Genomic DNA, 14,682 nt, shown 5'->3' with positions numbered 1-14,682 from the left:
AGAACCGAGCTTTCCTCATACCTCGACGCCCGCTGGGATTCCTCAGCCAGATCTGGACGTTAACCCGCATAAGCCATCGCCCGTAGCTTCCCGGCGCGTCGCCAAATCGCTCGCCACCGCGTTCGCCGGCGGCGAGCCATGAGCGTACGTCATGCGATCCATGCGCATATTTCGATTGTTGCGTGATTTTGGCAAACCTACAGTGCATCCACGCACGGTAGATCCGGCAGCGGTCACGGCGAATCATGGGCAACGGGCGTTCAACACAGGAGACCGCCATGCAGCAGATCAAACGGGGTAGAAGGCAGGCCATCAAGACAATCGGTACGGCGCTCGCGGCATCCGCGCTGCCGATGCCGTTCCTCAACCTGCGCGCGCAGGAGCACAACTTCAGCGGCAAGACGCTGCGCATCCTGACGTGGTCGGACGATACCGGCACGGCCGCGCTGCGCAACATCGCCGCGACCTTCACCGCGAAGACCGGCGCGAAGGTCATCGCCGATCGCGCCGACGGCACCTCCGGCATGGTCGCCAAAGTCAAGGCAGCGGGCGAGCGCCCCACTTATGACGTGATCACGCTCGCCGGCGTCGGCGCCTCCGGCCTCGCCGACGCGGGCCTGCTGATGAAGCCCGACCTCGACCGCCTGCCGAACCTGAAAGAAGTCGCGCCGCCGTACCGCACCGGCGCGAACGGTTTCGGCGTCGGCTATCTGCTGTGGTCCGACGGCCTCATCTACAACACCGCGACGGTCAAGACGCCGCCTTCGTCGTACGAGGCGCTGTGGGACCCGAAATACGCCGGTCGCGTTTTCCTGCCGCCGCCCGAGTGGGCCGAAGCGGTCGATCTCGCGATCATCGCCGCGAAGATGAACGGCGGCTCGCAGCAGAACATCGAGCCCGGCTTCAAGAAGCTCGCGCAGCTCAAAGACCGCGTGATGACGCTCGGCGAGAACCCGAACCAGGTGGCCGACCTGTTCCGCACGGGCTCGCTCGACATCGGCGGCATCTACTCGCCCGCGTTTTTCCCGGATCAGATCCGCAAGCCCGAATACAAGATGGGCGTGACCTACGGCATGAAGGAAGGCTTCGCGACGCAACTGATGTTCACGGTGATTCCGAAAGCGCATCCGGGCGATACCGACCTGATCCACGCGTTCATCAATCACTCGCTCGATGCCGGCGTGCAAGGCCGCATGGCGGCCGATGTGCTGAACGGCCCGGTCAACTCGAAAGCGATGATTCCGGCCGAGAGCCGCGCGTTCGTGCCGAGCCCGCAGCAGATCGCCGAGAAAGCCGTGCTGCATGACGACAAGGCGCTCGCCGCCGTGCAGCCGGCATGGATCAAGCGCTACACCGAAATCTTCTCGGCGTAACCACGATGCTCGCGCGCTTCCCGCGGCGTGCCGCGATGATGCCGGACGAAGCCGCGCCGGGCCCAGCGCCCGGCGGCGGCGCCTCCGCTTCCGCAGTGGTTGCGACGGCCGTGACCGACCCCGCTGCCGGCGCAACGACGCTCGCGAAAGCGCGCCCGTGGCTGCTGCTCGCGCCGATCCTTTTGTTTCTGGCGATACTCGGCGCGGCCGCGCTGGTCGTGCTGCGCATGAGCTTTGGCACGTCCGGCAACGAATGGCGCAGCTTCACGCTGCAGAACTACGCGGACCTGCTCGACGGCTACTTCCTGAAATCGTTGTGGCTAACGCTGCGGCTCGCGTTCCAGAGCATGCTGTGCGCGGTCGTGCTCGCGATTCCGGTCGCGCTCGCGATGGCGCGCACGACATCGCGGCTCGCGCGCCGGCTGCTGCTCGCGGGTGTGCTGCTGCCGCTGCTCGTCAATCTGCTGCTGCAAGGCTATGGCTGGCTCGTGATCCTCGGCCCGGCGGGTCTGCTCAATCACGCGCTGCTCGCGAGCGGACTGGTCGAGCGTCCGGTGATGTGGCTGTATCGCGAGCATGGCGTGTTGCTCGGGCTGATCCAGACCGCGTTTCCGCTCGCCGTGCTGCCGCTGTCCAGCGCGATGCGCGCGGTGTCGCTCTCGTACGAGGAAGCCGCCGCGACTCTCGGCGCGACACGCTGGCAAACGCTGCGTCACGTGCTGCTGCCGCTCGCGATGCCGGGCCTCGTGTCGGGCGCGCTGCTGGTGTTCGCGTACAACGCGAGCGCGTTCGCGGTGCCGCTGCTGCTCGGCGGCCGGCGTGTGCCGATGCTCGCGGTGCTGGTGCACGATCAGGTCGCGCCGCTCTTGAACTGGCCGGCCGCCTCCGCTTCCGGCGTGGTGCTGATGATCGCGACGCTCGCCGTGATGGCGCTGTCGCAACGGCTCGTGCGCCGCACCCAACGCCTGACCGGGGAGCCTCACGCATGAGCACGCCGCTGCCGACCTCGCACCTGCCGCGCACCGAACCTCGTTCGCCGCGCTTCCCGCGCCTGCCGCAGACGATGCCCGGCCAGCTCGGCCGCGCGACCGCGCTCGTCGCCGGCGTGGTGCTGTTTCTCGCCGCGCTGCCGATCCTGACGATGATCGCGATGTCGTTCAGCGCGGCCGACACGCTCGAATTCCCGCCTCACGCGTACAGCCTGCACTGGTACCGCGCGGCGTGGCACAGCTTCGTGTCACCGGACGCGACCGATACGCTGTCGATGGGCGCCGCGCTGAGCACGAGTCTCGTCGTCGCGCTATCGACGATGCTGATCGCGACGCTGGTCTCCGTGCCCGCCGCGTACGCGCTGTCGCGCTACCGTTTTCACGGCAAGCCGGTGGTCGAGCAACTGGTCGCGCTGCCGCTCGTCTATCCGCTCGTGATGCTCGGCCTGTCGCTGCTGCTGGTGTTCAACGTGCTGCCGGTCGAGCTTGGCGTCGGCCGGCTGATCATCGCGCATGTGATCCTGGCGCTGCCGTTCACGGTGAAGAACTGCGCGGCGTCGGTCGCGTCGATCGGCCCCGAGTTCGAGGAAGCCGCGCTCGTGATGGGCGCGAGCCCCGGCCGCGCGCTCATCGACGTGGTGCTGCCGCTGATGCGCCCCGGCATTCTCGCCGGCATGCTGTTCGCCTTCATCGTGTCGTTCAACGAGTTCACGGTGACGTTCTTTCTCTACAGCATCGACACGATGACGCTGCCGGTATGGCTCTATAGCCGCACGGTGTCGTCGCTCGATCCGACCGTGTTCTGTTTCGCGGTGGTCATCGTCGCGATCGACTTCGCGCTGATCTGGCTGCTCGAAAAGCTGATCGGCGACGAAGGCGTCGCGCTGTGAACCCGCCACCTTTGCTGGAGCCTCCGATGACCCATCTGACCTTGCAGGCCGTCACGCGGCGCTTCGGCGCCGTGCATGCCGTCGACGACGTCGACCTGAGCGTGCCCGACGGCAAGCTCGTGTGCTTTCTCGGCCCATCCGGCTGCGGCAAGACCACGCTGCTGCGGATGATCGCAGGCCTCGAAACGCCGACCGAGGGCAGCATTCATTTCGCCGGCCGCGACATCACGCGACTGCCGGCCAATCGGCGCGACTTCGGCATGGTGTTCCAGTCGCTCGCGCTGTTTCCGCATATGACGGTCGCGCAGAACGTTGCGTATCCGCTGAAGCTGCGCAAGGTCGCGAAAGAACGGCAAACGCGCCGCGTCGCCGAACTGCTCGAACTGATCCAGCTGCCGCACATGGCGAACCGGCCGGTCACGCAACTGTCGGGCGGTCAGCGCCAACGCGTCGCGATCGCGCGCGCGATCGCTTCGGAGCCGCAACTGCTGCTGCTCGACGAACCGCTGTCCGCGCTCGACGCGAAGCTGCGCGAAGCGATGCAGGTCGAAATCCGCCTGCTGCAGCAACGCCTCGGCATCACGACGATCATGGTCACGCACGACCAGCGCGAAGCGATGACGATGGCCGACGAGATCGTCGTGATGGAGAAAGGCCGCATCGCGCAGGTCGGCAAGCCGCTCGACATCTACCGCGATCCGGTCAGCGAGTTCGTCGCCGACTTCATCGGGCTCGGCAACATTCTGCCGGTGAGGTACGACGGCGCGGGCGTCGTGAGCCTGCCGGGCGGACGGCGCATCGCGGTGACGCCGCACCCGGGCGCGCCGCTCGCCGATGCGCGGCAGCCGGGTGCGGCCGGCGACGCGATCCGCCTGCTGATTCGCCCCGAGGACATCTGCGTGAAGGCGGCCACGGAAGCACCGAACCCGAACCGGCTGCCCGGTACCGTCACGTTCATTCGCGACGTCGGCGCCTCGCTCGAAGCGACGATCGATTGCGTGGGCTTCACGCTGACCGCCGCAACCACGCCGCGCGAAACGCCCGGGCTCGCGCTCGGCATGCCGGTGCTCGCCGAGCTGCCGCCGCACGCGTGCAAGCTGATCGCCGCGCGCGCCGCCTGATACCCGAATCCATCACACGGCTTTGCCTGAATAACTACCGTATTACGACAGAGGAACACATCATGAACCAGCACCCCGCTCTCCAATCGACCCGCCGCGTGTTCGCGACGCTCGCCGCGACGCTCGCGATGACCGCGCTCGGCGCGCTGTGCGCACTGCCGTCGGCCGCGCATGCCGACGCGCTCGACGACATCGCGAAGTCCGGCACCGTGCGCATTGGCGTATTCGAGGACTATCCGCCGTTCGGCTCGATCGGTCCGGACATGAAACCGGTCGGCTACGACATCGACGTCGCCAATCTGATCGGCAAGGCGCTCAACGCGAAGGTCGAACTGGTGCCGGTCACCGGCGACAACCGCATGGCCTTTCTCGCCGACCACAAGGCCGACCTGTTGCTGTCGGTCGGCCAGACGCCCGAGCGCGAAAAAGTGATCGACTTCTCGCAACCCTACGCGCCGTACTACCTCGCGGTGTTCGGCCCGAAGTCGCTGCCGGTGAAGACCGCCGCCGACCTCGGCGGCAAGTCGATCTCGGTCGCGCGCGGCACGCTCGAAGACCTGAGCGTGACGAAGATCGCGCCGCCGTCGGCGAACATCAAACGTTTCGACGATCCGAACGGCGCTATTTCGGCGTTTCTTTCTGGTCAGGTACAGTTGATGGTGGTCGGCAACGACGTCGGCGCGACGATTCTCGCGCGGCATCCGGCGAACGATCCGGAGCAGAAGTTCGCGCTGTTCAGCTCGCCCGATCACGTCGGTCTGAACAAGAACGAGCCGCGCCTGAAGGCGAAGGTCGACGAAACGATTGCCAAGGCCCGCAAGGACGGCACGATGAACGCGATTTCGCAGAAGTGGCTGCGCGCGCCGCTGCCGGCCGATTTTTGAAACCTGTGGCGTGGCGCCGTGAAGGCCGCGCCGCGATCTGATCCTACGATGGGCACGAGGCCATGACTTACGCGTTCGATTTCAGCGGCTTCGGCCTGTATGCGGGGATGCTCGCGCGCGGCGCCGCCGTGACGCTCGGCCTCACGGCCGTGTCGACCCTGGCGGGTGGGCTGGTGGGGATCGCCGGCGCGAGCATCGCGGCGGCCGGGCCGAAGTGGGCGCGCTGGCTGGTCGCGAGCTACGTCGAGCTGATCCGCAACACGCCGTTTCTGGTGCAGTTGTTCTTCGTGTTTTTCGGCCTGCCGAGCCTCGGCATTCATATCGACGAAATAGAGGCCGCGATTCTTGCGATGACCGTCAATCTCGGCGCGTACGCGATCGAGATCGTGCGCGCCGGCATCGATTCGATTTCGCGCGGCCAGGTGCAGGCCGCCCAGGCGCTCGGCCTGCATGGGCGCCAGGTGTTCCGCTACGTCGTGCTGCCGCAGGCGCTCGCCAACGTGTTTCCCGCGCTGCTCGGCCAGGTGCTGATCGTGATGCTCGGCTCGGCCGTCGTGTCGCAGATCTCGGTGCCCGACCTGACCTATGCGGCGAACTTCATCCAGTCGCGCAACTTCCGCTCGTTCGAGAGCTACGTGATCATCACGGCCGCCTATCTGCTGATGTCGATCGTGTTGCGGCAGCTGTTGAACCGCTTCGGCCGCGGGCTGTTCGCGGGCCGTGCGGCACGAGGTAACAACCGCAGTAGTAGCGGCAACGACGGCTTGCCGCGCAACTGGCGCAGCCGCCTGATGTGGCGCGGCGCGCGCACCCTGCCGACGGAGCGCTGATCATGGTCGAATTCACGCTGTGGGACATCGCCCGCAACCTGCTGCTCGCCGCGCGCTGGACCCTGCTGCTGTCGCTGATCGCGTTCGTCGGCGGCGGGATCGTCGGGCTCGTGCTGCTCGCGATGCGCGTGTCGCCGATCGCGTGGCTGCGCCGCATCGTCGTGCTGTACGTCGAGGTGTTTCAGGGCACGCCGCTCTTGATGCAGCTTTTTCTCGCCTTCTTCGGCTTGCCGCTCATCGGCATCGACGTGTCGCCGTGGGCCGCCGCGACCGTCACGCTGACGCTCTATACGAGCGCGTATCTGGTCGACATCTGGCGCGGCTGCGTCGAAGCGGTGCCGCGCGGTCAGTGGGCCGCGGGTGCGAGCCTCGGTATGACGTTCGGCCAGCAGTTGCGCTACATCGTGTGGCCGCAGGCGCTGAAGATCGCGGTCGCGCCGAGCGTCGGTTTTCTCGTGCAGGTGGTCAAGAGCACCGCGCTCGCGTCGATCATCGGTTTCGCCGAACTGACGAAGACCGGCACGATGATCACGAATGCCGCGTTCCGGCCGTTTCCGATCTACGGCATGGTCGCGATGATCTACTTCGCGATGTGTTTTCCGCTGACCTGGTATGCTCGCGTGCTCGAAAAGCGGCAGAAGGTGGGACAGCATCGGTGACCCTATCAACAAACGTGTTTGTTGTTGTCACTCCGGTCGATTTTTGGGGACCGGAATTGGCACAACACTGGAATGCGGAAGGTGATCCGAATAGGCTCGCTTCGCTAGTCCGGCACCAGGGTCGTATCGGTAAATAATGTATCGCTCGGGAGACTCGTTCCGCCCGCTATTGGGTATCAGTACGACTAACCCTTTCGGATCGAGATAAATGGCGGCTGGGCGTTCGCGCTCGGCGAAATCGACGCACTCCCATCGCCCCGCCTTCGTGTTGTAGCGGATCGCAACGCCTTGGAGATAGTTCGATATGAATTCGCCGGATATCACGAATACGCGCTCCTTTGAATCGATACATGCCACCTGTATTTCATCGCCCCGCGATTGATCCTCGTCCCCCGCATAAAGTCGTACCGGCGCGGTGCTGTTCTTGCTGAGATAGAAAATCGCCGTGCTATCTATGGGATGATCGCGCAGCAATGCGAGCGTATGACTCTGATCGCTTCGGAGTCCGCAACGCGTGACCACTTCCATACCGATAGCGGATTGCGAATCGGCGACGTAGCCAATACACAGGATCGCGATAAAGGCGGCTATTCTCATTTCACCATATCCGGAAGGCGTTGCATTGAATCGGATCGGCGCTCAGGCCGTCCGCGCACCCCGTGATTTTCTTATAGTAGACGCCGATGGACAGGCCGCGATAGCGTTTATACGCTGCATTTCTCCATTGGATTTCCTCGTCAATTTTCTGGCAATGCCCCACAATCTGTCTCCTTGTGCCAAATTCCTCCCCCGCAACCAACCGAAATCATTGAAGGGTTACAACGCATCGGCGTGTAACCCTTTTTTTGTTTTTGCGACTTTCTACTAATTGTCAAGACCTGACCCAACTCACGTGTGATGCAATGGCATCGTTGCGTGCCCGGTATGCCGGGCCGCCGATGGATGCGCTTACGGTGGTGGTGAACCGGTGCTGTGATGGCGTCAAGCCGACGCCTGATGAATACCGGGCCGCTATGGAACAGGCGGATGAAGCCGGCAGGCGCGAAACAGCTGTTGCAACTGCTGGAGAAGATCGCAGCGGAACAGCGCAAGTGGCATCGTGGCCGATCGCCCCTGAGGCCACTCTCTGGAATCACGCGTAACCACGAAAGGCCCGCTCGCCGGGCCTTTTCGCAGGCAAAGCCCCGCCGAAGCGGTGGTAGCGAGCCGAACTCAGAGATCAACGAAACGCGGCAACAGGTCTTGGTCGGCGAGGCGGATTTCGATATCATTAGCCGAATTGACGTGCTCCCGGTTGTTCACGTCAAAGACTTCATCCGTCACGCTGACGATGATCGTGCCTTGCTGCTTGCCATCGCACATGACAGGGATAAGGGCGCGCGCTTCGGGCACTTGGGCGGCTGTGAGAGCGTGCGGTAGGTAGAGCATCCAGCTTACGCCGGGACGATTATCGAAAACCGAGTTGACAAAGTACTTGCGTGGACCGAAGATGGCATAGGACGGCGCATACACTTCTACGACTTTCGTGACAATCTGCGCGACGGCTTGATACCCCCCAAGTCGAGATGATTCATTTGATCTTTCTTTGACATTAAAGTCGAATTGTTGGGAGAAACCATCTCCACCATCGATAGATATCGTGAATGAAGCACCATCTTTCTGTGCCGCCCCATTCCAAATCCCAATTGATTTTGGATCATCCCTCGATTTTCCCTTGTATTCTTTTGTCATCTCATCAATGGCCGTAGGCAAAGGTTGACGATTCTCTCCGTAAACGCGATACCGAAGCGCTTCCTCGGCGCTGCCCCCCTGGATATACCACTCCTTAAGCATTGCATCTTGACTTGCAAGTGCATCAACTACAGGCCTTAAGCGACGCAGATGAAAGTCGAAGTCGGCATTGGGTAAATTGGGCGTATCCCTATACTGAGCAAATAGATTCATTGCGATCTCAAGGTTGGTAGACAGAAGGGACGCCGTTTTTCAGCAGCGTTGGCATTATGTATTCCCTTGCTTTAGGTGTCCCAAAATACCACATCAATCTCGATGGAGGGTTGGCATTCACTTTCTTCGCCTGCTCTGCGATGGTATCGGCCATACTTTTGAATCCCGCAAACCAAAAGACCGGTTCATCGTCTTCATCTAGGAACTGATCGTAGTCATCCTTTGCCTCTTGCAATAGGCACTGTGCCGTCACGAAGCCATCGAAATCAGTTCCAAGCCACGCCCACTCCTGATTCCAACCACCGCGAGTCTCGCAGCCTTTGGCGTCAGTGTCGATCCCATATGCTTTTCCGGTGATACGGGCTTGATAACGCCGGGACTTCGGACTCATACCGTACCTGCGCGTGACTTCATCGCCCTTCTCTGGTGGGCACTTGCATGGCCTTTCGCGCTCGCGGCTCCGGTCACGCGGTAGTTCGCCCCATCCGCCGTCTGCACCCGCGCCAGTGCCGCTGCTGCCCGCAGGACCAGCAGACGGTGCGGTGGTGGGGACCGGAACAGGTATTGGCATTGCCTGCGCCATTGCGTTTGCTGCGCGTGCGAGCGTCGCCGGGAATGGAAAACCCATCAGCGTTTCTCCTTCATTTCTTGTTGTCTTTTACCCGTCGCCTGTAGCAGCATTTCGAATCGCTGTTCAGCCGGAACGCCTGATTTGTGCAGCCATGCTATGACCGCCGGAATCCAGTAAAACCCCGGCGTGGTTGCTTCCGCATACAGGAAATCGACTATCGGCACGTCACGCGTAAAGCGGAGTACCTTTGTTTGCGCGAAGGCCGCATTAAGCCGGTCGCGCAAGGTCGGATCATTGGCCAGCGCGGGATAGTCGCGCACGATATGACCACGGATAAAGTCCACATAGTTACGGTCTTCGTAGTCTTTCAGAAGCGCCCATTGTCCTTCAGTAAATTCCATTGTCGTTGATGGTGAACCGTCTTCCTTCGTTGAGGTAGTGCCAAGCTTCGGCAGCCCTGAAAAGATCGCGCTCGCTCTTGCCGTGGCATACCGCATTGAGCGCATGCAACACCCTGGGGTCCCAGAAGCGCAGCAGAGCGGATCGTCCGTCCGGTATTTGGATATTCAGGTGCGGGCGCAGATTTGCGGCCTGCCTCTCCAGGCTCTCTGAGGTGATCAGCCAGATCACGCCAGGGCGGGCCTGTTCGAGTTCGCGCAGGTTCGCAAGATGGTCGGGTGTCGTCTTCGGATCAAACAGCCACGGCCCCGCGTGTGCGAGTGCCATGTCGTTCGTGCCCGCGAACAGCGAAACCGTCCTATCGTTTTCGGGCGTGAGTTGCTGGCCGGTATGCTGCTGGTACTGGATGCCATCCACGAGCGCCAGCACGTGGCCACTGAAGTGCCGTTCCCCGTACTGGCGAAGCTGTTCATTGACAGAGGTGGGAATCATCAGCGTTCCAGGGTCATCGCGCCTTGCCCGGCAGCGTGGATCATGCATTCGAGACAGATAGACGACTGCGGAAGCGCCGACCGGGGCGTTGCGCGGTGGATCGATAACGGGCCTTTTTTCTGCGCGGTATCAGGGGAGCGTCCGCGACAATCGCATGCCCACGCGTAACCGAGGGCCTCGGCCATGTCGTAGCCGTTTGAATACGACCGAAGCCTATCGAACGGAAACCATTCGCCGGTTTCGGCGTTCAGCGCAATTGCGGACGGCATTGGCGGGAAGTTTGAGTAGATTGAATAGGTGATACGGCAAAGCTGGCACTCTTCCTTACCCCCGGTTTCATCCTGTTTCTGCTGCTCCATCTGACCTCTGCTGTTTTCCAGAAAACACCCGACGAATTAACCATCTAAAAAGCGACACGGTCAACGACTTTAAATTGAGATAACGCGGTTTTGACAGACTTTCACAATTCTGAAGGTTTCAGGCACATTCTTGCTGGCGCAGGACTAAAATGATTGCATCGAGCCGCCTGTGCCGTTATTGATTGACGCCGATTAGTACTTTGTCCATGATGCGTCCATATCCGCCAGTTCACTTTTCAATATTTCTTTCACTCAATATGGATACCGCGATCCTTTCGTCAATCGTTGCTGGTTCGGCCGCCTTGCTCGGCGGCGCTCTCACCGCCGTTATCCAGATGCAGACGCAGCGGAGCAATCATCGCTTTCAGATCGAGCAGGAGACATTGAAACGGAATGGCGAGTTGCGCGAGAAAGAGAAAGCTCTTGCCCTTGAGCGACTGGCTACAGTGCATCGGCAGTTGACCGCCATAGGTCGAGAGTTCTCACAAGACAGCATAGATATCAACTGGCGCGCTGAAATGGGCGAATATGAATATGATCAGCGCTACCTGTCTATCCGCAAGGAAACCGATGAACTGCGAATGATCTGTGGGCTTTACGAGCCGTCTCTGTACGACGACGTTGAAATGCTCCACGGCGAAAAGAACTTGTTCTGGGGAAACTTCAAGAATGTCCTGTACCTAACGGCTCATGAAAAAAGAGTCGATCACACGACGCCGTGCCTCGACCGCGCACACTCGGCCGCAATGGAAATTTCCCGACAAACGTCGGCATTGAAGGCGCGCCTAGCCGAACGAGCGCGCCATTACCGATCGGCCGGCTGATTCAGCATCGGCCCGCGTCGCACGGAGCGCCGACCGCAGCACCAGAAAGCTGACGACCCGATGCCCCGGCCGCCCCAGCATCTTGCGGCCCGGCCGGCGCCTGCCAAGGCGAGACGTGAATGGTTCGCGTCGAATAATCGGTACCGTTCAAGCCGAAAAGCAGGCCCAATGCCAGCAATGCGGTGACCTCCGCGATGCGCAGCATCGGCGAGGCACGGCGCAAATCCATGAAGTAGATCGCCACCAGCAACCCCTTTGCCACTGCGATAAACAGGTTGATCGCGCTATTCCACGCGCCCAGACGCAATGCATGCAAAGGCTCGACGCGAAACTGCCGATTTGCTGCCGACATTTGGTTTTCTGGAGTTCAAGTCGGAGCATCTCCGGGATCAGACCGCCATGCGCGAGCGAGCGCCATCTCATGATCGCCCGCTGACCCCGGTGGATACGTGCTGCCGGGAAGCAATCTTGATGCGAGAGACGAACCACGCCGCGAGCACGAACCACCCTGCTGCGACGACGAACGCGACGACATAGGCGGGTCCGGCACCGGCAAACGCCTTGACCCATGACAGCATCCACCCGGTCGCGGCAGGGCCGAGGATCTGCGGTAGCACCATCGACACTTGCCAGATGCCCATGTCCTTGCCGCTGGACGCATCGTCTGGCAACACTTGCAGCGCGAGTGCCCAGTCGACGGCTTGATAGGTTCCGTAAGCGGCGCAGAAAACCAGCCCGACTGTGATCACCAGCAACAGGTTTGGATGCAACGCCAGCAGGACAAAGCCAATCGCAGCTCCGGCCATGATCCAGCTGGTCAGGCGGACAACGGGAACGACGCCGTGCCGGTCGGCGAGCCGTGCGCCCAGCAGGCTGGCCGGGATCGCTAGCACCACGCCGACGCCAAGCAGCCCATTCAGGAGACTGGTCGGATGACGAATGCCGATCACGTCCTGCAGGTAGTACAACATGAAGGCGAAGATCGACCAGATTCCCATGTTGCCGAACAGACGGGTTACCAGCACCCAGTAAAAGTTTCGGTGCAGGCGTGGATCGAGATAGAACGAGCGCATGAACGTGACGAGCTCGAACCGTTCTCGGGATCTGACAGGTGTCGGCTCGCGCGAGCCGCGAATCGTCAGCCAAAGGCAGAGCAACATGATCGCAATGAACGCGGCAACCGTAGGATACAGGTGGCCCGGAGAATAGAGGGCAACGAGCACCACGTTGCCAGTGATCGTGCCGAGCACGGTCATCACGTTGAGCCACGCGCTCGCGCGGTTGGTTTCCTGTTTTGGCACGACATCGGGCACCAGCCCGGCGTACGGCCCCGCCGCCCAGTTCCACCAGAACTGGAGATGCAGGAACGCGAGTGTATACATCCCTACGCTCCCCCCGCCGTTGAATGAACCAAGCCATACCAGTGCAACCGCAATGCCGAACACGCCGGTGACGAGAAACGGTCGCCGACGTCCATGTTTTGCAGAGCAGCGATCTGAAAGCGCGCCGGCGATTGGCGCCACGATCATCGCAATGAATGCGCCGGACGCAATGACGGAGCCGGCCACGCCTTCCTTCAACGCGGCATCGCGTCCGAGCATATCGGCGACCTGTGCCGGCACGAGCACCGGAACGACCGTCATCCATTGGGTAAAGAGCGCAAACCACAGCGACGCGATCTGTATGTGACTGAGCGTCGACAGGCGAGAAGCCGACGGTGTGACCGACACGTTTCGGGCTTGACTGGATAGGGTCATGTCGGAAGTCCATGAGCGTCGCGCAGAGACTTCGACGCCGCACCGCGGACGAAGGTCGTGGCCAATTCTGAGAGCCGTTCGAACACGACGGGGACTCCGATAGGACCAATGCGCCTGTATCGATCGTGGTGCAAATGTCGGCATTGGCCGACGGCGAGTCCATCGACGAAGGCGCGGTGTGGCCGGCCCACTATGATAGCTGCCGTCGGTTGGCCCACAACCTGAAACGGCGCGAGGTCGGCAAGCGCGCTTCTGCGCCGCACTTAGCGACCGATCAACGCCCCGCCTGCGTCGACTGCCGCAACTTCGCCACCTCCGCCGCACCGACCGCCGGCGTGCCGTTGTTCCAGCCAGCCCGCACGAAGCTCAGCACGTCGGCGATCTGCTGATCGTCGAGCACCGCGGCGAAGCCGGGCATCGGAAACGGCGACGGCACGCCGTCGATCACGAGATCGCCGGTGCCGTTCAACGTGACGTTGATCAGCGACGACGCGTCCTTCGCGAGCACGTTCGGATTGCCGGCGAGAGGCGCGAGCATCGGCGCGAAGCCGTGCCCGTCGACGCCGTGGCAATGCATGCAATACGCCGTATAGACGCGTGCGCCGGCATCGTTCGCGGGGCGATCGAGCGACACCTTCGTCGCCTGCGGATCGTACGTATAGGCCGCCGCGCCGGTGCCGCCGACCGGCGGCAGCGACTTCAGATACGTCGAGACTGCCGCGACGTCCTGATCGCTCATCGCTTGCGTGCTGTTGTTGATCACGCTCGTCATCGCGCCGAACGCCGATGCATGGCGATTCGCGCCGGTCTTCAGGAACGTGCGCAGATCCTCGTCGCTCCAGCGGCCGAGCCCGGTGTTGTGCTCGCCCGTGAGGTTCGACGCGAACCAGCCGTCGAGCAGCGCGCCGCTCAGGAATGCGCTGCCGCTTTCGTCGAGCGCACTTTCCTGGAACGCAACACCGCGCGGCGTGTGACACGACCCGCAATGTCCGAGCCCTTGCACCAGATACGCGCCGCGATTCCACGCGACGTCCTTACCCGGCTTATCGCGATACGCACCCTTCTCGAGAAACGCCATGTTCCAGAACATCAGCGGCCAGCGCATGTTCAACGGCCACTTGATGTCGGACTCGCGATTCGCCTGCTGCACCGGCGCGACGCCGTGCATGAAGAACGCGTACAGCGCCTTCACGTCGTCGTCGTCGACCTTCGCGTAGGACGGATACGGCATCGCCGGATACAGGTTGTGGCCGTCTTTCGCGACGCCCTCACGCAGCGCCCGCGCGAAGTCGGCTTCCGTGTAGCCACCGATGCCGGTCCGTGCGTCGGGCGTGATATTGGTCACGTAGATGCGGCCCATCGGCGTGTTCATCGGCAGGCCGCCGGCGAACGGCTTGCCTTTCGGCGCGGTGTGGCAAGCGGCGCAATCGCCGAGTTGAGCGAGGTAAGCGCCGCGTTGCACGAGCGTTTGATCGGCTGCGCCGGTGGCTGACGCAGTTGCGGCATCAGCAGGCGCCTGGGCGATAAACGGCAATGCGACGCATAGCGCCGCGCCAAGACCCTTCAGCATTTTTTTCATGTCGGGCTCCT

General features: G+C 62.2%; 17 protein-coding genes. 8 read left to right on the top strand and 9 right to left on the bottom strand.

All coding sequences use genetic code 11. The features are described from left to right. Nucleotides 1–278 precede the first annotated feature (278 nt). The 7 genes from OKW40_RS36865 to OKW40_RS36835 all read left to right on the top strand — a co-directional run bounded on the left by OKW40_RS36865 (nucleotide 279) and on the right by OKW40_RS36835 (nucleotide 6,746). Nucleotides 279–1,373: an ABC transporter substrate-binding protein gene (locus OKW40_RS36865; RefSeq protein ID WP_429493819.1), complete on the top strand. Its 1,095-nt coding sequence runs from the start codon at nucleotides 279–281 to the stop codon at nucleotides 1,371–1,373. A gap of 5 nt (nucleotides 1,374–1,378) precedes the next feature. After that, nucleotides 1,379–2,362 (top strand): ABC transporter permease, encoded by a 984-nt coding sequence (locus OKW40_RS36860; protein WP_429354233.1) that lies wholly within the window; start codon nucleotides 1,379–1,381, stop codon nucleotides 2,360–2,362. Then, complete coding sequence (locus OKW40_RS36855; protein WP_429403206.1) at nucleotides 2,359–3,252, top strand: ABC transporter permease; 894 nt, start codon at nucleotides 2,359–2,361, stop codon at nucleotides 3,250–3,252. Before OKW40_RS36860 ends, OKW40_RS36855 begins: the two co-directional genes overlap by 4 nt. 26 nt (nucleotides 3,253–3,278) lie before the next feature. Continuing rightward, nucleotides 3,279–4,373 (top strand): ABC transporter ATP-binding protein, encoded by a 1,095-nt coding sequence (locus tag OKW40_RS36850; protein WP_429493818.1) that lies wholly within the window; start codon nucleotides 3,279–3,281, stop codon nucleotides 4,371–4,373. Between the two features lie 62 nt (nucleotides 4,374–4,435). Then, a complete protein-coding gene (locus OKW40_RS36845) occupies nucleotides 4,436–5,257 on the top strand; it encodes a transporter substrate-binding domain-containing protein (protein WP_429493817.1) in 822 nt (273 codons plus the stop codon). 62 nt (nucleotides 5,258–5,319) lie between these two features. Next, a complete protein-coding gene (locus OKW40_RS36840) occupies nucleotides 5,320–6,087 on the top strand; it encodes an amino acid ABC transporter permease (RefSeq protein ID WP_187610261.1) in 768 nt (255 codons plus the stop codon). Between the two features lie 2 nt (nucleotides 6,088–6,089). Next, entirely contained in the window at nucleotides 6,090–6,746 is a 657-nt protein-coding gene (locus tag OKW40_RS36835; RefSeq protein ID WP_429493816.1) for an amino acid ABC transporter permease, read from the top strand. A 27-nt stretch (nucleotides 6,747–6,773) separates the two neighbouring features. Here OKW40_RS36835 and OKW40_RS36830 read toward each other — a convergent pair whose 3' ends face one another. The 6 genes from OKW40_RS36830 to OKW40_RS36805 all read right to left on the bottom strand — a co-directional run bounded on the left by OKW40_RS36830 (nucleotide 6,774) and on the right by OKW40_RS36805 (nucleotide 10,511). Continuing rightward, the gene (locus OKW40_RS36830; RefSeq protein ID WP_429493815.1) at nucleotides 6,774–7,343 is read right to left on the bottom strand and encodes a hypothetical protein; all 570 of its coding nucleotides are present in this window, start codon (nucleotides 7,341–7,343) and stop codon (nucleotides 6,774–6,776) included. A gap of 615 nt (nucleotides 7,344–7,958) precedes the next feature. Next, entirely contained in the window at nucleotides 7,959–8,690 is a 732-nt protein-coding gene (locus OKW40_RS36825; RefSeq protein WP_429493814.1) for an immunity 52 family protein, read from the bottom strand. 7 nt (nucleotides 8,691–8,697) lie between these two features. Next, a complete protein-coding gene (locus OKW40_RS36820) occupies nucleotides 8,698–9,081 on the bottom strand; it encodes a restriction endonuclease fold toxin 5 domain-containing protein (RefSeq protein WP_429493813.1) in 384 nt (127 codons plus the stop codon). A gap of 236 nt (nucleotides 9,082–9,317) precedes the next feature. Then, nucleotides 9,318–9,662: a hypothetical protein gene (locus OKW40_RS36815; protein ID WP_187610258.1), complete on the bottom strand. Its 345-nt coding sequence runs from the start codon at nucleotides 9,660–9,662 to the stop codon at nucleotides 9,318–9,320. Next, nucleotides 9,649–10,152, bottom strand: a complete 504-nt coding sequence (locus tag OKW40_RS36810; RefSeq protein WP_429493812.1) for a DUF4123 domain-containing protein — start codon at nucleotides 10,150–10,152, stop codon at nucleotides 9,649–9,651. The genes OKW40_RS36815 and OKW40_RS36810 overlap by 14 nt, the downstream gene beginning before the upstream one ends. Then, complete coding sequence (locus OKW40_RS36805; protein WP_429493811.1) at nucleotides 10,152–10,511, bottom strand: hypothetical protein; 360 nt, start codon at nucleotides 10,509–10,511, stop codon at nucleotides 10,152–10,154. The genes OKW40_RS36810 and OKW40_RS36805 overlap by 1 nt, the downstream gene beginning before the upstream one ends. Nucleotides 10,512–10,768: 257 nt before the next feature. On the opposite strand from OKW40_RS36805, the gene OKW40_RS36800 reads away from it, so the two are divergent. Beyond that, nucleotides 10,769–11,335 carry a hypothetical protein gene (locus OKW40_RS36800; protein ID WP_429493810.1) on the top strand — a complete coding sequence of 189 codons (567 nt, stop codon included), beginning with the start codon at nucleotides 10,769–10,771 and terminating at the stop codon, nucleotides 11,333–11,335. Nucleotide 11,336: 1 nt separating this feature from the next. Here the strand turns inward: OKW40_RS36800 and OKW40_RS36795 are convergent, their stop codons facing one another. The 3 genes from OKW40_RS36795 to OKW40_RS36785 form a co-directional block, all read right to left on the bottom strand. After that, nucleotides 11,337–11,651: a cytochrome C oxidase subunit IV family protein gene (locus OKW40_RS36795; RefSeq protein WP_184069323.1), complete on the bottom strand. Its 315-nt coding sequence runs from the start codon at nucleotides 11,649–11,651 to the stop codon at nucleotides 11,337–11,339. 103 nt (nucleotides 11,652–11,754) lie between these two features. Further along, nucleotides 11,755–13,065: an MFS transporter gene (locus OKW40_RS36790; protein WP_429493809.1), complete on the bottom strand. Its 1,311-nt coding sequence runs from the start codon at nucleotides 13,063–13,065 to the stop codon at nucleotides 11,755–11,757. Nucleotides 13,066–13,366: 301 nt separating this feature from the next. Then, on the bottom strand, nucleotides 13,367–14,671 hold the full coding sequence (locus OKW40_RS36785) for a c-type cytochrome (RefSeq protein WP_429493808.1): 1,305 nt from the start codon (nucleotides 14,669–14,671) through the stop codon (nucleotides 13,367–13,369). Between the last annotated feature and the right edge of the window lie 11 nt (nucleotides 14,672–14,682).

The organism is Paraburkholderia sp. RAU6.4a, assembly GCF_050435625.1.
Taxonomy (GTDB): domain Bacteria; phylum Pseudomonadota; class Gammaproteobacteria; order Burkholderiales; family Burkholderiaceae; genus Paraburkholderia; species Paraburkholderia tuberum.
Note: the sequence above shows the minus strand (reverse complement) of the source record. Positions and strands in the feature narration are given on the sequence as shown.